Source organism: Phyllobacterium sp. SB3 (genome assembly GCF_040009165.1).
Lineage (GTDB): Bacteria > Pseudomonadota > Alphaproteobacteria > Rhizobiales > Rhizobiaceae > Phyllobacterium.
Genome location: NZ_JBDYKI010000001.1, coordinates 811,689 through 826,724, shown reverse-complemented (window position 1 = coordinate 826,724; position 15,036 = coordinate 811,689). Strand labels below are relative to the sequence as shown.

Annotated in this window: 13 protein-coding genes and 1 pseudogene; 5 read left to right on the top strand and 9 right to left on the bottom strand. The window is 52.2% G+C overall.

Annotated features, from left to right (window positions below; translation table 11 throughout):
• Positions 1 to 2 precede the first annotated feature (2 nt).
• The 3 genes from ABKW30_RS04085 to cueR all read left to right on the top strand — a co-directional run bounded on the left by ABKW30_RS04085 (position 3) and on the right by cueR (position 3,923).
• On the top strand, positions 3 to 902 hold the full coding sequence (locus ABKW30_RS04085) for a bifunctional helix-turn-helix domain-containing protein/methylated-DNA--[protein]-cysteine S-methyltransferase (protein WP_348596779.1): 900 nt from the start codon (positions 3 to 5) through the stop codon (positions 900 to 902).
• A 128-nt stretch (positions 903 to 1,030) separates the two neighbouring features.
• Positions 1,031 to 3,526: a heavy metal translocating P-type ATPase gene (locus ABKW30_RS04080; protein WP_348596778.1), complete on the top strand. Its 2,496-nt coding sequence runs from the start codon at positions 1,031 to 1,033 to the stop codon at positions 3,524 to 3,526.
• 7 nt (positions 3,527 to 3,533) lie between these two features.
• Positions 3,534 to 3,923, top strand: coding sequence for a Cu(I)-responsive transcriptional regulator (gene cueR / locus ABKW30_RS04075; protein ID WP_348596776.1), 390 nt, complete (start codon positions 3,534 to 3,536; stop codon positions 3,921 to 3,923).
• On the opposite strand, the gene ABKW30_RS04070 is transcribed toward cueR, so the two are convergent.
• The 6 genes from ABKW30_RS04070 to maiA form a co-directional block, all read right to left on the bottom strand.
• Positions 3,920 to 4,210 carry a Dabb family protein gene (locus ABKW30_RS04070; protein WP_348596774.1) on the bottom strand — a complete coding sequence of 97 codons (291 nt, stop codon included), beginning with the start codon at positions 4,208 to 4,210 and terminating at the stop codon, positions 3,920 to 3,922. The genes cueR and ABKW30_RS04070 overlap by 4 nt on opposite strands.
• A gap of 83 nt (positions 4,211 to 4,293) precedes the next feature.
• Positions 4,294 to 5,256, bottom strand: coding sequence for a hypothetical protein (locus ABKW30_RS04065; RefSeq protein ID WP_348596772.1), 963 nt, complete (start codon positions 5,254 to 5,256; stop codon positions 4,294 to 4,296).
• 224 nt (positions 5,257 to 5,480) lie between these two features.
• Positions 5,481 to 6,557: a porin gene (locus tag ABKW30_RS04060; RefSeq protein WP_348596770.1), complete on the bottom strand. Its 1,077-nt coding sequence runs from the start codon at positions 6,555 to 6,557 to the stop codon at positions 5,481 to 5,483.
• A 672-nt stretch (positions 6,558 to 7,229) separates the two neighbouring features.
• The gene (locus ABKW30_RS04055; protein ID WP_348596768.1) at positions 7,230 to 8,549 is read right to left on the bottom strand and encodes a HAMP domain-containing sensor histidine kinase; all 1,320 of its coding nucleotides are present in this window, start codon (positions 8,547 to 8,549) and stop codon (positions 7,230 to 7,232) included.
• Positions 8,546 to 9,286, bottom strand: a complete 741-nt coding sequence (locus tag ABKW30_RS04050) for a response regulator (RefSeq protein WP_348596766.1) — start codon at positions 9,284 to 9,286, stop codon at positions 8,546 to 8,548. Before ABKW30_RS04050 ends, ABKW30_RS04055 begins: the two co-directional genes overlap by 4 nt.
• 32 nt (positions 9,287 to 9,318) lie before the next feature.
• On the bottom strand, positions 9,319 to 9,984 hold the full coding sequence (maiA, locus tag ABKW30_RS04045; RefSeq protein WP_348596764.1) for a maleylacetoacetate isomerase: 666 nt from the start codon (positions 9,982 to 9,984) through the stop codon (positions 9,319 to 9,321).
• 276 nt (positions 9,985 to 10,260) lie between these two features.
• Here maiA and ABKW30_RS04040 point away from each other — a divergent pair, with 276 nt between their 5' ends.
• The gene (locus ABKW30_RS04040) at positions 10,261 to 10,761 is read left to right on the top strand and encodes a MarR family transcriptional regulator (protein ID WP_348596762.1); all 501 of its coding nucleotides are present in this window, start codon (positions 10,261 to 10,263) and stop codon (positions 10,759 to 10,761) included.
• Positions 10,762 to 10,778: 17 nt separating this feature from the next.
• Here ABKW30_RS04040 and ABKW30_RS04035 read toward each other — a convergent pair whose 3' ends face one another.
• The 3 genes and pseudogenes from ABKW30_RS04035 to ABKW30_RS04025 form a co-directional block, all read right to left on the bottom strand.
• Positions 10,779 to 11,195, bottom strand: a complete 417-nt coding sequence (locus ABKW30_RS04035) for an organic hydroperoxide resistance protein (RefSeq protein WP_348596760.1) — start codon at positions 11,193 to 11,195, stop codon at positions 10,779 to 10,781.
• 168 nt (positions 11,196 to 11,363) lie between these two features.
• Positions 11,364 to 12,614 (bottom strand): annotated as a pseudogene (locus ABKW30_RS04030) (cytochrome c biogenesis protein DipZ); the annotation flags it as partial.
• 186 nt (positions 12,615 to 12,800) lie between these two features.
• Positions 12,801 to 13,571, bottom strand: coding sequence for an alpha/beta hydrolase (locus ABKW30_RS04025; RefSeq protein ID WP_348596758.1), 771 nt, complete (start codon positions 13,569 to 13,571; stop codon positions 12,801 to 12,803).
• A 366-nt stretch (positions 13,572 to 13,937) separates the two neighbouring features.
• On the opposite strand from ABKW30_RS04025, the gene ABKW30_RS04020 reads away from it, so the two are divergent.
• The gene (locus tag ABKW30_RS04020) at positions 13,938 to 14,960 is read left to right on the top strand and encodes a DUF3095 family protein (RefSeq protein WP_348596756.1); all 1,023 of its coding nucleotides are present in this window, start codon (positions 13,938 to 13,940) and stop codon (positions 14,958 to 14,960) included.
• The last annotated feature ends 76 nt before the right edge of the window (positions 14,961 to 15,036 follow it).

Sequence of the window (15,036 nt, the reverse complement as noted above, 5' to 3'; positions counted from 1 at the left end):
CCATGAAACCACACGCCATACTTCAGAAAGATATTACGCCAAGCGGCGATGATTATGCAATTGTCAGCCATATCATAGAGCGCATCAGCAAGGACTATCGCGACCAGCCTTCGCTAGAGACATTGGCTCGCGACACCGGCCTTTCGCCAACAGGCCTTCAAAAGCTGTTTACGCGGTGGGCGGGACTATCCCCCAAGGGCTTTTTGCAGGCAGTGACAATTGACCATGCGCGTCGCCTGCTCGACGATGGCATGCCTTTGCTTGAGGCAGCCTATGAAACCGGGCTTTCCGGTCCCGGCCGCCTGCATGATCTGTTTGTAACACATGAGGGCATGTCTCCCGGTGATTACAAAACGCGTGGTGCAGGGCTGACCATCCGTTACGGGTTTCTCATTTCACCATTTGGTCAGGCCTTGATCATGGTGACGGATCGCGGATTGGCCGGACTGGCATTTGCTGATCCCGGCAAGGAGCGCGAAGCTCTTGCCGATATGTCGTCACGTTGGCCCAACGCAACCTATGTAGAGGACCTCGCTGCAACTGCACCTTATGCGGCTCGCGTCTTCAATCCGGCAGAATGGCGCGCCGACAAGCCTTTGAAGGTTGTCACCATAGGGACAGACTTCCAGCTGCGTGTCTGGGAAGCGCTTCTCAAGATTCCGATGGGCAAGTGCGTTGCTTATTCCGACATCGCTGCCGACATTGGATCGCCCAAGGCATCACGTGCCGTTGGTGCTGCGGTGGGCGCCAACCCAGTTTCCTTTGTCGTACCCTGCCACCGGGCCGTCGGCAAATCCGGCGCATTGACCGGGTATCACTGGGGCCTCACCCGCAAGCGTGCGATCCTGGGCTGGGAAGCCGGACAACTTGGTACCGGAGATGAAATCAGCCAAGCCGGTTGACAGAGCGTCTAAGCAAAGCCCGACATTGTTTCGGGCTTTTGCATAATAAAACCCATGCCCCTTGACCTTCCAGTTACTGGAAAGATTATGTTTGATGCACTATCTGGTTTATAACCGAAAGCTGCATCATGAAACACGACCAAAACCACCACCATAATCACTCCTGCTGCGGAGGATCGCAATCCTCGGCCGATGCGATTACACGCGATCCGGTTTGCGGAATGCTGGTGGAACCCGATGCGGGCAAACTGACGGCCACACATGATGGGCGGTTGTTTCATTTCTGCTCGGCAGGCTGCCATTCAAAGTTCGCAAAGGACCCCGAAGCTTATCTGGAGGCAACAGATCCGGTCTGTGGCATGAAAGTCGACCGCGCCAGTGCCAAGCATTTTTTACGGCATGAAGGCGAGAAGTATTATTTCTGTTCGGCCAGTTGCATGGCGAAGTTTGAAAAATCTCCGCAAGACTATCTGGGTGACCGTCCCGCTCCGAAGGCTATGCCCGCAGGGACACAATATACCTGCCCGATGCATCCGGAAATCGTGAAGGATGGACCGGGTTCCTGCCCGCTTTGCGGCATGGCTCTGGAACCCATGGGCATTCCTACAGGTGATGAAGGGCCCAATCCCGAGCTTGTCGATTTCACCAGACGCTTCTGGATCAGCGCCCTTTGTTCGGTTCCACTTTTGCTCATAACGATGGGGCCGATGCTTGGCCTGCCATTACGCACGTGGATCGGAGAACAGCTTGCCGTCTGGCTGGAGTTTGCCTTGGCAACGCCGGTGGTCTTGTGGGCGGCAGTACCCTTTTTCGAGCGTGCTTGGGCATCCTTCGTCAATCGCAGTCCGAATATGTGGACCTTGATCGCAATTGGAGTTGGTGCAGCCTATACTTTCAGTGTCGTTGCGACCTTGCTGCCAGATATCTTCCCACATTCATTCCGGATGCATGGCGGTTCCGTACCCGTCTATTTTGAAGCAGCTGCGGTAATCGTCACGCTTGTCTTTCTTGGCCAGATTCTTGAGTTGAAGGCACGGGAACGTACCGGCTCGGCTATTCGTGCTCTGCTTGATCTCGCGCCCAAGACTGCACGCCGTATAGCAGCAGATGGCACAGAGACAGATGTTCCACTTGATGAAATCGTCGTGGGTGATCGCCTGCGTGTCCGTCCGGGTGAAAGCGTACCCGTTGATGGTGTCGTGATTGAAGGCCGCTCGTCAATCGACGAATCCATGCTGACTGGCGAACCGCTTCCAGTTGAGAAGACTCTTGAAGACAGCGTGACTGGTGGCACTCTCAACCGGAATGGTACTTTGCTGATTACTGCAGAAAAAGTAGGCGCGGATACTGTGCTGTCCCAGATTGTCGGCATGGTGGCGTCAGCCCAACGCTCACGCGCACCCATCCAGGGCATGGCAGATCGTGTCGCAAGTTACTTTGTTCCAGCCGTGGTTATTGTTGCCGTCATCGCATTTGCCGCCTGGGCACTCATCGGTCCTGAACCCAGCATGATTTATGGCCTTGTCGCAGCGGTCTCGGTGCTCATCATTGCCTGCCCCTGCGCATTGGGACTGGCAACGCCAATGTCGATCATGACCGCAACGGGACGCGGAGCCCATGCGGGCGTACTCATAAAAGACGCTGAAGCACTTGAGCGCTTTGCCAATGTCGACACGCTGATTGTCGATAAAACTGGCACGCTGACGGAGGGCAAGCCGAAACTGACCGACATCATAACAGTAAACGGCATTTTCGAGAATGAATTGCTCGCCTTTGCGGCAAGCCTTGAAAAAGGCTCGGAGCATCCCCTGGCCGAGGCTATAATTGAAGGTGCAAAAATACGCGATCTCGCTGTTCGCGACGCGGGCGACTTCAATGCGGTCACGGGTAAGGGCATATCGGGCAAGGTCGGCGCCAACGCTATTGCGCTTGGCAACCTTGCCATGATGCAGGATATCGGCGTCGAAATCTCTGCCCTCATACCACAGGCAGATGATTTAAGGGCTGCTGGCAAAAGTGCGCTGTTTGTGGCAGTCGATGGCAAGGCAGCAGGTATTTTGGCAGTGGCCGATCCGGTAAAATCAACAGCAGCCGAGGCGATCCGCAAACTGCACGGAGCGGGACTTCGCATCATCATGGCAACAGGCGATAATCAGGTAACAGCTCAAGCTGTAGCCAAGGCGCTTGGGATTGATGAGGTACGTGCCGATATGCTGCCGGAAAGCAAAAAGCAATTGGTGGACGAATTGCATGCCAAGGGTGCCAAAGTTGCCATGGCTGGCGACGGTGTGAATGATTCGCCTGCATTGGCTGCAGCCGATGTTGGGATTGCAATGGGTACGGGTGCTGATGTCGCAATGCAAAGCGCAGGAATCACCTTGGTCAAAGGAGACCTGAACGGCATCGTTCGCGCGCGTACGCTTGCCACTGCCACCATTCGCAACATCAAGCAAAACCTGTTTTTTGCCTTCGTCTATAATGTGCTTGGCGTGCCGGTTGCCGCTGGTGTGCTCTATCCGATTTTCGGCCTGCTGCTGTCGCCTATGCTTGCGGCTGCCGCGATGAGTCTTTCCTCCGTCTCGGTCATCGCCAATGCGCTGCGCCTGCGAACGATAAAACTGTGAGATCACCATGAATATTGGCAATGCTTCCGAACGGTCCGGCCTTCCTGCAAAAACCATCCGCTATTACGAGGATATCGGCCTATTGAAACCTGACCGCGCCGACAATGGTTATCGCGATTACTCGGTATCAGACGTACACAAGTTGCGCTTTCTGCAACGTTCGCGGGGGCTGGGGTTTTCCGTCGAAGAATGCCGTCAGTTGCTTGCGCTTTATGAAGACAAGCACCGCGCCAGCGCAGACGTTAAATCTATGGCGCAATCCAAACTTCAGGAGATTGACCGCAAGATTACCGAACTCCGTGAATTGCAGCACACGCTGAATCATCTGGTCGCTCACTGTCATGGCGATCAGCGGCCCGACTGTCCGATACTCGAGAATATATCGGGAAGCAGCTAGAGCGTCGATACAACGTCAGCGGAGATACGCAGTTCGCGCATTGGCTTCACAAGCGTTGTTGTTGCCGAATAGATGGGGTGGGCCTTATAGGCTGCGAGGGAGTCCGCATCCTCGAATTCTCCATAGACGACAACATCGATCTCGCCTGAGATCGGGTCGACTTTGGTGTTCTTCATAACCTCAAACACAGTTGAGTGGGGGATGTCGCCAAGCTGTTTCAGTCCGGTGACGATTGCTTCAACGTCATCTTTGTTGCGTGCGCTGAAGAATACAATATGGCGGATCATAGCTGCTTCCTGATGCAATGGATTGCGCCGGACTTTTCATATCCCACCCCCATCAGTCAATAGGTGCGCTGTCGCAGTTTGACTCAGAAGGTTGTTTCTACTTGCGACGTCTGAGATTTATGACTGCCGCCGTCGATTGGCAGCATATGATATTCGCCATTCGCAAGGTGGATATCAAACTGCGCCCGCGCAACGCGCGAAGCAACCATCTCTGCAAATACATCATCAAGACGCGGTAGAAGCTCAACTTTACGCCCCCCAGTTTCAAGCAATCGCACAAGCCCGTCATCTTCAGCGCGTTTCATGAGCCGGCGGATGTGGGTTCTCGAAACACCGTAGAGATGGCCGATTTCATCAAAGGGAAAGCTGACTGCATGCACGTCTCCACCCCGTCCGGAGTTTTTGATTGTCATCAACTTGCATAACAACATAACGCCGCTATCAGTAATCGAAAACAATTGGGAGTTTCGATTGAACAGGGTATTTATGTTCATCAGAGAATGCAGACTCGATGCGAAATATCTGCGCATGAAATCTTCTGCGCCGTTGATTCGCTCAACGTAATGTTTGTCAGGATATAATTTATCAGCTGCCGCGAATGTGACGCCCACCATCTTGCTGGTGCCCATAATCATTCTATCGGTTGGCCGTATGAGATGATTCCTACGATCACTTTCATCCGCGACCCGGGTTATCAAGCCCAGATTCTCCAGAACGTCGATCGTTGCAGCGGTTGTATTCTTGCTGCATAGTCCGAGCACTGTCGTAATGTGCTGAAGTGTCGAGATCATAGCGCCGTGATGATCACCGGCAGCGTTGAAGTGCAAAGCAAGGATAGCCATATAGATTACGCGTTTGGCTACGTTGGCCATGACCTTGTTGGCCATATAACGGCCCTCAAAAATCTTGACGCTACCCTCGGCAAACACGATAGCTGCCTGATCAAGATTGGGGTTTTGCCGGATTTCCGCAACTCTTTCGAGGAGCCAGCGCGAGCGAGCTTCGTGACTTATGCAGGGCAGCGTTTCAAATGGATTATAGTTCATGCTGGCATCCAATTCACTGCAGCAGTTCGCTAACAGCATCCGGAAATTGATCGTCAACGCATTTTACGCCGCCCCAACAGGTGGCTCACGAGATCGGATATTGTTCCAGATAATACGGCAAACCCATAGCTTGACCGGAAGAGGTGATATATTGAGCTGACAAATAAGAAATACATGAAAAAGGTCCGGGGATGTAGTCCCCGGACCGTTACAATTTGGTAATGTTAGAAGTTGCGCTGGAAGCGGATGATGCCTTCGAAAGCATCATCTTCATTGCCTGCGAAGTTCCCCAGATCTTTGCGCTCGCCACCGAACGAGGTGTAGCTGATTTCCGGGGTAATAACGAAGCCTGGAACGAGTTCGTAGGCAACGTTCATGGCTGCAGCAAATGTACCGTCATCCTCGTAAGCAGCCTGTGCATTGAAGGTTGCCTTCTCGGAGACCTTGGCAGCCAGACCACCCCAGACGGCATAATCGCCATGCCATGTTCCGAAGTAGTTGTTTTCGTAGTCGTCGCCGTCAGATTTGTAACCGCCCATTACCCATGCGGATACAGTGTCTGTGAAGTTTACATCCAAACGGATTTTTCCGGCCCATTCTTCAGATACAGAGTCGTAACCGGCAACACCGGAAATCTTACCCCATGCCTGTTCGAACTTGGCACCAGCAACAACATGCGGCATGTAGTCATCAATACGATAGTCTACAGTGCCATACCCCTGATCGTTGGTCTTGCCCTGTTCAGCACCGATCATTGCCGAGAAGCCGTTGCCGCCTGCCCAAGTGTAGCTGATCTGGTTTGTAACATAGTTGCCTTCGAGGACCACGTCATCATTGATGATATCGCCAAGATAGCCGGTCCATGAAATAAACTGCGAGTCTGTTGCACCGACCCGGAAACCACCGAGTTCGATGAAACCGTTATTCAATTCAACCGAGTCGGCATTGTTACCGTCGTCGAAATTGAAGCGCAGTTCAGCGTAGGAACGCAATGTGCCGAGTTCTGTTTCATTGCGGGCATCCACACGCAAACTGAAACGCGTACGCTTGAAGTATGTGTCGTCGCGATCATTACCGGTATAAGCGTCATCGCCCGCATGGGCATCGTAGCGCATATAACCGTCAAGTTTCAGGCATGTCTCAGTACCTGGAATGTAGAAGAAGCCAGCACCATATGTATCGCAGACGCGAACATATTCTACAGGCTCCGGTTCAGCAACGACAACGGCATCTGCCGCACGCGCACCAGACGCTGCTATCAAAACGGCTGCCGAGCCGAGAAGAAGACTTTTTATATTCATGTCGATCTCCAGTTACGGAATATTAGGTTAACAACAAACATCGTTCGACGAACGGTCTATCTATGTCGTACTTTGCATTAGTTTTGGTCAAAGGACATAACTGGGCGCATTTCTCTGCCTGCCATACTGTTGCCATTATGTGACATGGCTAAATGACAAAACGAATACTGTCATCAACTTGCTTTTGTATTTCAAATTTCAGATAAAAACTTATGCTCACAAGAACACCCAATTATGTCCTTTGACTCCCGTTGGAATCGGATGCAGCTTGATATTGCTTATTCGACCAATGTAGAAGGACTGCATTGGGCAAGGGCATTGGGCTTTTTGATCTCCAGTCAAAGCTCCAGGACTCTGTCTTTCAAGGCAGAGTCCTTTTGGTTTTGCAGGGGTTTTCACGACCCGGAGCCTGGCTAAAACCGGGGATTAAAACTGTACCTGTCACCCACACATTGGCTGCATTGCGATGACGCCATCACTATTGAAACAATTACATGAATATCTGTCACCGGCGGGACTGATATCTTCGGGCACGATTGGGTGCCGGACACTCAAGACAGGGACAGCGAAGATCACTCTTCACCCATCCTGTCAGCAACAAAGTTGCTCGATTGACATGATCGGCTCCGCAGGCCGACCATAGTTGATAGTCGACGAACAATAGATAACCCGTCAACGCAGTGTAAGTTCTGCCGACAATCCTCCCCCATCGCGATTACGCAATTTGAGCGCAGCACCTATACCCGCTGCCAGTTGGTGAGCTATGGCGAGGCCAAGTCCAGTTCCTCCGGTTCCTCTGTTTCGGGATTGCTCCAGCCGAAAAAATGGCTGAAGTACCGCCTCAAGTTGATCTTCGGGTATTCCGGGGCCACGATCAAGAATCCTTACCACAATCGACTTTCCCGGACCCTGTAGCAAGTCCACTTCAGCGCTTCCACCAAACTTGAGTGCATTGTCGATCAGATTGGTGAAGATACGGCGCAGGGCATGTGGCCGGGTCAATATTGCGCTCTCAGCACTGCCAGCTAGGGATACGGATTTCCCCGTATCCTGATAATCATAAACAAGGCTTTCCATGAAGGATTCAATGTCAACTCTCGTCGACTTTTCTGTATTGCCGTGGGCGCTGCGGGCATAAGCTATGCCCTCATGAACGAGGCGTTCGATCTCTGCCAGGTCCTGTATGAGCTTATCTTTCTCGGTCGAGCCCTCCGAAAATTCGGCGCGCAGTTTCATACGCGTGATCGGTGTTTGCAGATCGTGGGAAATTGAGGCGAGTATCTGCACTCTTTCCTCAAGATAATGCGCAATACGGTCGCGCATCGCATTAAACGCCACGGCAGCATAAGCGACTTCGCTCGGCCCTTCTTCACTCAACCGAGGAGCCTTCTTGTTGGGATCAAGCGCATCTGCAGCATTGGCAAGGTCAACCAGCGGTCGTATCGCCAGTCGAACAGCAAACCAGCTGCAAAGAATGATCAGCAGTAATTGGGCAAACAGGACATAGGGAAGCCAGTCCGCAACGGGCATGATTGAAGGGTTCACTTCAATCGTCAGTGGCGTTCCATCACTCAGATTCAGTTTAGCCTGAACACGCTTGGTGCCCGGAATGGAATCGACCGTCACAGGAAATTTCGGTCCAACGGCCTTGCGGATCGTAGAAGCTACATCGGCACCGGTATTTGTGAGTTCCGGAATACCCGCTGCCCCCGGACCCAGGATATAACGTGCGTTCCCTTTGTCGAGCTGCGGCGCCCACTGCACACGTTCCTTGGCTGAAATCCGGTCAAGAATAGTCACTGACGTTGCAACGTCCTGCTCGAAATTGGTGAGCATCATGGCCTTTGCCGTCATGTAGCGCTCCAGAAACAGGACACCAAAAGACATGCAATGCGCGATGGTCAGAGCGGCCAGAAAGATCAGAAATAGCCGAGATCCCAAAGTGCGTGGCCACGGACGAAATGATGCAATAGCGGCAGTAGCTGCACTCATTGCCGGACCTCGATTATCTCGACGGGCATGGAAAATACATAACCTTCACTGCGAACCGTTTTGATGTAGGACGATCCGCGGGCATCATCTGCAAGCCGCTGCCTGAGACGGCTGACAAGGAGATCGATTGACCGGTCGAACAATTCGGCTTCGCGGCCTTGTGTCAGGTTTAATAACTGATCCCGATTGAGGACACGTTGCGGATGATCGACAAACACCCTTAGCAAACGATATTCCGCGCCGCTCAATGCCACTGTTGTTCCGTTGCGGTCCAGCAAATGACGCCCGGACGTATTCAATTGCCAATCTCCGAAGGAAACCACCTGACCGACTTCTGTGATCTGGAGGTTTGGTGGCAGCATGCGTGTACGACGAAGAACCGCCTTGATCCGGGCGAGTAGTTCGCGGGCAGCGAAAGGCTTTGTAAGATAATCGTCAGCGCCCATCTCAAGACCAATGATGCGGTCCGTTTCATCATTGCGGGCAGTCAGCATCAGCACAGGCGTGGATTTGTGCTTTCCTGCCCGCAATTCACGGCACAGGACAAGGCCATCGTCGCCCGGCATCATCACATCGAGAATGATCAGGTCGACGGAATTAGCTTCAAGAAACTTCCGCATGTGCCTGCCGTCCGCCGCCGTGGTGACACGGAGTCCATTCTTCTTGAGATAGCTGGAAACCAGTTCACGGATTTCACGATCGTCATCGACAATAAGGATGTGGTCAACATGATCCATCGAACGGGGCCTTCTGTAGAGTTCAGGGAGCTTCAAACTTTTTCGATAAGTGGTCGAGCAGGCTGAGGAGCAGTGGGCGCGTTTTCAAAGAACGCGGGAATATCTTTCAACGCGGTTGTGATCTGCGCTATTCGAGGCCATTGCCCAAGATCAATCCCCAGCCGCTGCTCCGTATTAATGGCCTGCGGATATAGGAACAGGTCTGCAATTGATGGTCTGTCTCCTGCAGTAAATCTGGATTGTTTGCGGCCAGAAAGTAACAGTTCAACTGCATTCATGCCTTCAATTATCCAGTGCTGGTTCCATGCGAATACATCGTCGTCGGTGAAACCCGGGATACTCAAGAGGCGCGCCCTTATTCTTGGCGGCAGAAGGGCGTGTATTTCCGCAGCAATCATAAGTGCTACAGAGCGGGAGAATGCACGATCCTCAGCATTATCCGGCAAAAGCGCAGGGTGCGGATGAAGCTCGTCAAGATATTCGATGATTGCCAGCGACTGAGTAATCAGAGTGCCGTGACTGGTCAAAAGCGCGGGTACAAGTCCCTGCGGATTGACGCTCAAATAGTCGGACTGCCGGTTTTCGGCGTCGGGTCCAAGAATGCCCACCGGGATCTTTTCGAAAGAAAGACCTTTTAGAGCCAGCGCGATGCGAACCCGGGAAGAGGCTGATGAAATTTCGTTCTCGTAGAGTTTCATAACGGTTCTCTGATCTGACTTAGTGAAGTCGGGTAACTGACGACCCCGCGAAAAACGCCGTTAGCGCGGAAGGTTCGGTGGATGTGCTGTCGTAAGCGCAAGGCACAGCGAATATGGCGAACCCAATGAGAAAGATGGCTGAAAGCTTCATAGCGACTACCTTTTATATAATGCACAATTGATTATTACGATAATGATATGCTCGTGAATTTCAAAATGCAAGCTTGATAATCATTCGCGTAATAATTAATTCTGATATTTGATTGGAGAGGACGAATGACCGACCAGAACCCGCCGCGCACAAGGACTGCGAAACTCGCTGACTTCATGTGCTTTACGATCTATTCGACCAACCTGGCCTATTCACGGGTCTATAAGCCTGTGCTGGAAGCCTTGGGGCTCACCTATCCGCAGTACATAACGATCATTGCTCTCTGGGAAGAAGACAACCAGACTGTCAAAAGCCTGAGCGAGAAACTTTTTCTTGAGCCAAGCACTATGACGCCCATGCTGAAGAGACTGGAAGCAATGGGCTATCTTCATCGCACCCGCGACACAGTGGATGAGCGTAATGTTCGTATCTCGCTGACGGATTCAGGGCGCCAGCTTCGTGAACGAGGTTTCGGTTTTGGCGAGATAACCATGAAGGCTTCCGGTTTGACGCCGGAAGAGTTTCCCATACTGCAGAAGGCTATTGCTAATCTTCGCAACAACCTTCTCAAAGCCAGTCGGGAAGAACCTCAAGGAGCAATGCCGGTCAAAGGGCTTGTTCCTTAAAGACGTCACGATTCTATCTATTGCAGCGTTATGATAACATCGATGTTGCCGCGCGTTGCCTTGGAATACGGGCAGGTCTGGTGAGCCGCATCCACAAGCGCTTGAGCTGTATCGCGATCAAGGCCCGGGAGGCTGACATCGAGGCGAGCCTGCAGGAAATAAGCTCCTTCGGTTACACCAAGGTCGACTTCCGTATCAACAGACAAGTCGGTCGGTAAAGCGACCTTCATCTTGGCAGCGGCCAATCCCATTGCGCCGATGAAACAGGCCGACCAGCCGGCTGCAAACAACTGTTCCGGATTGGTGCCACCTCCAGCTGTTCCAGGTGACGAAAGCTTGATATCCAGACGACCGTCAGAACTGCGGGATGCACCATCCCGGCCACCTGTAGTGATTGTCTTTCCAGTATAAAGTACGCGATCTATCTTGCTCATGATTTTGGTCCTTCGGTTTCTATATCTTTGCTCGTTGAGCTGGCACAATAAGGCGCTTCGGACATGTCTCGCATGTGTCTGCAACAGTCCGAATTGTAACGAAATGTAGGTGGCCTGCGGGCGTTAAACCCGCAGGTATTGCTAACCGTTCGAAGCTTGCTGTCCCGCTGCTTCGGCAAGCAGATCCTGAATGACCTTTTCAGACTGTTCGTAGTCCCCCTCACCGAAGTGGTGATAGCGAATCTGCCCTTTGGCATCGATGAAATAGTGAGCCGGCCAATAGCCGTTCTCGAACGCCCGCCAGATCTTGAAATCATTGTCAATTGCAACAGGGTATCCAATCCGGAAATCCTTGACGGCTTTTTTAACGTTGTCGATTTTCTTTTCGAAGGCATATTCGGGCGCATGTACGCCAATGACCACCAAACCCTGATCCTTGTACTTCTCCGCCCAGGCGCGAACGTAGGGAACGGTGTGGATGCAGTTGATACAGGAGTAGGTCCAGAAATCGACGAGGACGACCTTGCCTTTGAGTTGTTCCGTCGTAAGTGGCGGTGAGTTCAGCCACTGAACCGCTCCATCGAGTGAGGGGAACAGGCCTTCAACCGGCAGATCGCTCTTCTTGGCCGCTTTATCGATCGTATTCTCCGCGACTATCGGGCCATTGCCTTTAGCAGCCACAGCACTTTTTTCTGGAGCATTGACGCTATCCAGAACAACCTGTTCCAGTGTCGACGTGCTGGCATAGGACAGGCGCGCGAGAAATCCGGTATCAAGGCCAAGAGCAATTGCTGCGACGCCTGCAAGGACAGTAACGCCAAGCACCCGACGAATTCTTTCGCCCGCACCCAACGATTTTTTCATGGCAGTGAGAACACGGCCACCAATCAATAGAGCGAGGGCCAGCGAGGTGGCAGCACCTGCCGAATAAGAAAGAAGCAGCAGCGTCGTGTCAACGCTTGCGCCCTGCAATGCCGCACCAGTCAGGACGAGCCCAAGAATCGGTCCAGCGCATGGTGCCCAGAGCAACCCTGTCGCTATACCCAGCAATAGTGAGCCGCCTACAGATGACATCGCGCCTCGGCCATTGGCAGTTTGTGTGAGCCGATTGCCCAGTGATACCACCGGCCGCATCAGCTTTTCCGAAATGCCCGGTGAGACCAATGCAATACCGAATGTTGCAAGCAAAACAATTGCAGCATAGCGGCCATATTCGTTGACATGGATTGCCCAGCCGCCACCGACTGCCGCCAGAGTTGCTACCCCTGCAAATGTCACAGCCATACCACCAAGCATGGGCAGCGTGCTTTTCATAAAGGGATGCCCGGCGCGGGCAAAGACGAAGGGCAGCACAGGAAGGATGCAAGGACTGAGGATAGTCAGCACGCCTCCGAGATACGTGATTGCAAGAATGATCATGGTTTTATCCTTTGCAGTGAGATTTTTTCTGGCCTCAGCCAGTCACTGCATTAGGAATCATGCGTGTATCCGGGGTGTGTTCAGTTCGCGCCTAAATGTATCAGTCTGTAAGTGTACGGGCGAGAAACAGAAAAGCGCCAGCTGCTTTCGCAACCAGCGCTCTCGTTAAGTAAGTTACTTTCTGAGTTATTTAGAAGCGCCCTTGGCGGCCTCTTCAATGATCTTGGCCACGGCCTCCGGCTTTGATGCATACACCACATGACTTGCATCCAGCTCATAGACTTTGCTATCGGCTCGCTTTGCCATTTCCCGTTCAAGATCAGGATTGATGGAGCGATCAGCCTTGGCAATAATCGATATGCTCGACTTTGTCTTCCAGGCAGGTTCTCCCGCTTTTGTGGTGAAAGCTTTTTGTGATGCGAAAACCTGCGATCGTCCGATAAACTCGGCATCAGCGAGCGGCAGGTCTGCAGCAAAGGCCTCCGGCACAGCGGCAGGATCAAGATAGAGAAACCCATCTGGCGTTGCTTTGATGGTATCTTTCTTTGCATTCTCGACGGGCTTGCGTGTCGCAAGGTCAATCAAGCTTTCACCTTTATCGGGCTGAAACGCAGCAACGTAGACGAGACCGGCAACGTTGGCGGCATTTCCCGCATCGGTGATAACCATGCCACCGTAGCTATGGCCAACAAGTATGCTTTGGCCATCCTGCAGATCGAGCACACGTTTCGTTGCGGCAACATCTTCGGAGAGAGAAGTCAGCGGTTGTTGTACCAACGTGACCTTGTAGCCATCTTTTGTCAGAATGTCCGAAACTGTACGCCAGCCCGAACCATCGGCAAAAGCGCCATGCACTATAACCACATTTTTGATTTCAGCTGCAAAGGCCATGGAGAAGGCGCTTGAGGCAGCAAAGGCAAGACTGGCAACGGTTGGAAACAGAGAAGATTTGGCCATCAGAGGCTCCTGTTATTAAATTGCTCAACATATATTATGATGATAAATATCAAATAGGAGCGACTGCTTTATGAGTCCAGTGAGTCCGGCAGTAATCTGCGACTAGAATTGTCCGCTAATGTATCGCTGCCAGTCGCCCGATACATTGCGATACAAAGCAACCGAATGACCGGTTCCTGTTCGGTGGTATTACATGCATGTCACAAAGGACGACCGGACTGATCGGCGACTGTATACACATGTATCCGAACGGACGAATAAAACACTTCCATGCAAATAGCCCCAACCTCGACATACTGGAGATACATGCGGGGCATCCTTATATAATCGTATCAAAACACTTTCAGAAAAATGAGGACGACAGCCATGGGCAATATACTGGAGGGTCATGCGCGTACTTATAGCGACTTTACCAGCATCCTGAGCGATGCAGCCTATGAACCGCTCCCCGATGATTGGGTGATCGGCATGACGGATGTGGTCGACTCGACGTCGGCCATTCGCAGAGGCGCTTATCAGGATGTCAATTATACCGGTGCCGCCGTGGTTGCAGCAATTGGCAACAGTTGGGGCACCTACGACTTTCCGTTCACCTTCGGAGGTGACGGTGCATCTTTCGCCCTACCGGCCAATGGCATTGAACAAGCCAAAACTGCACTTCGGCAAGTCATCACCATGGCGAAATCCAGATTTGACCTGACTCTTCGCGCCGGACTTCTCCCGGTAAGTGAAATCCGTGCCAATGGCCGCGATGTAAAGATTGCCCGCTATGCAGTATCGGAAAATACAACCTACTCAATGTTTGCCGGCGGCGGATTGAGATGGGCAGAGCGCGAGCTGAAAAAAGGCAAATATGCTGTCGAACCGATTGGGAATAATTCCGAAGCGGACTTGACCGGGCTTTCCTGTGAATGGCGACCCTTTGCCAGCCGTCACGGGCTGATACTGTCCTTGCTTGTAGAACCGCGCGATAACAAAGGCACAGCTGGTTTCTCGGCATTGGCACAAAGGGTTCTAGCAGTACTTGACTCAGGCGCGCGACATGGACATCCATTACCGGATACATCCCCAACACCAAAAGGTGCGAAGAACGCACTCGATCAACAGACATGGTCCGAGATCGTCATGAATTCCGATTTCCGAAAGTATGATGATGTCTTGCGTCTTACTCTCGACTGTTCGGAGGAACAGGCGGATACTATCGAAGATATTCTGAAAGCTGCAGCAGCCGACGGCTCCATCACCTATGGCATGCATCGCCAGTCTCACGCTCTCATGACGTGCTTGGTGCCCACCGGAAACCCGAACTCGCATCTGCATTTTCTTGATGGATCGGATGGCGGTTATGCGAGGGCTGCTGAGAATATGAATACCGTCAAACGCAGATAGCCAATTCCAGCATGATATGTTCTTTTGGCAGCGGTGATTGTAACACAATGTATCCCTACCCCGCTTTTTCTACATT

Excerpts from the sequence above, each read along its gene's own strand:
- ABKW30_RS04080 (WP_348596778.1), top strand. The coding sequence starts at position 1,031 with ATGAAACACGACCAAAACCACCACCATAATCACTCCTGCTGCGGAGGA.
- ABKW30_RS04040 (WP_348596762.1), top strand. The coding sequence starts at position 10,261 with ATGACCGACCAGAACCCGCCGCGCACAAGGACTGCGAAACTCGCTGAC.
- ABKW30_RS04025 (WP_348596758.1), bottom strand. The coding sequence starts at position 13,571 with ATGGCCAAATCTTCTCTGTTTCCAACCGTTGCCAGTCTTGCCTTTGCT.
- ABKW30_RS04055 (WP_348596768.1), bottom strand. The coding sequence starts at position 8,549 with ATGAGTGCAGCTACTGCCGCTATTGCATCATTTCGTCCGTGGCCACGC.
- ABKW30_RS04065 (WP_348596772.1), bottom strand. The coding sequence starts at position 5,256 with ATGAACTATAATCCATTTGAAACGCTGCCCTGCATAAGTCACGAAGCT.
- maiA (WP_348596764.1), bottom strand. The coding sequence starts at position 9,984 with ATGAAACTCTACGAGAACGAAATTTCATCAGCCTCTTCCCGGGTTCGC.
- ABKW30_RS04060 (WP_348596770.1), bottom strand. The coding sequence starts at position 6,557 with ATGAATATAAAAAGTCTTCTTCTCGGCTCGGCAGCCGTTTTGATAGCA.
- ABKW30_RS04085 (WP_348596779.1), top strand. The coding sequence starts at position 3 with ATGAAACCACACGCCATACTTCAGAAAGATATTACGCCAAGCGGCGAT.
- cueR (WP_348596776.1), top strand. The coding sequence starts at position 3,534 with ATGAATATTGGCAATGCTTCCGAACGGTCCGGCCTTCCTGCAAAAACC.
- ABKW30_RS04035 (WP_348596760.1), bottom strand. The coding sequence starts at position 11,195 with ATGAGCAAGATAGATCGCGTACTTTATACTGGAAAGACAATCACTACA.
- ABKW30_RS04050 (WP_348596766.1), bottom strand. The coding sequence starts at position 9,286 with ATGGATCATGTTGACCACATCCTTATTGTCGATGACGATCGTGAAATC.
- ABKW30_RS04020 (WP_348596756.1), top strand. The coding sequence starts at position 13,938 with ATGGGCAATATACTGGAGGGTCATGCGCGTACTTATAGCGACTTTACC.
- ABKW30_RS04070 (WP_348596774.1), bottom strand. The coding sequence starts at position 4,210 with ATGATCCGCCATATTGTATTCTTCAGCGCACGCAACAAAGATGACGTT.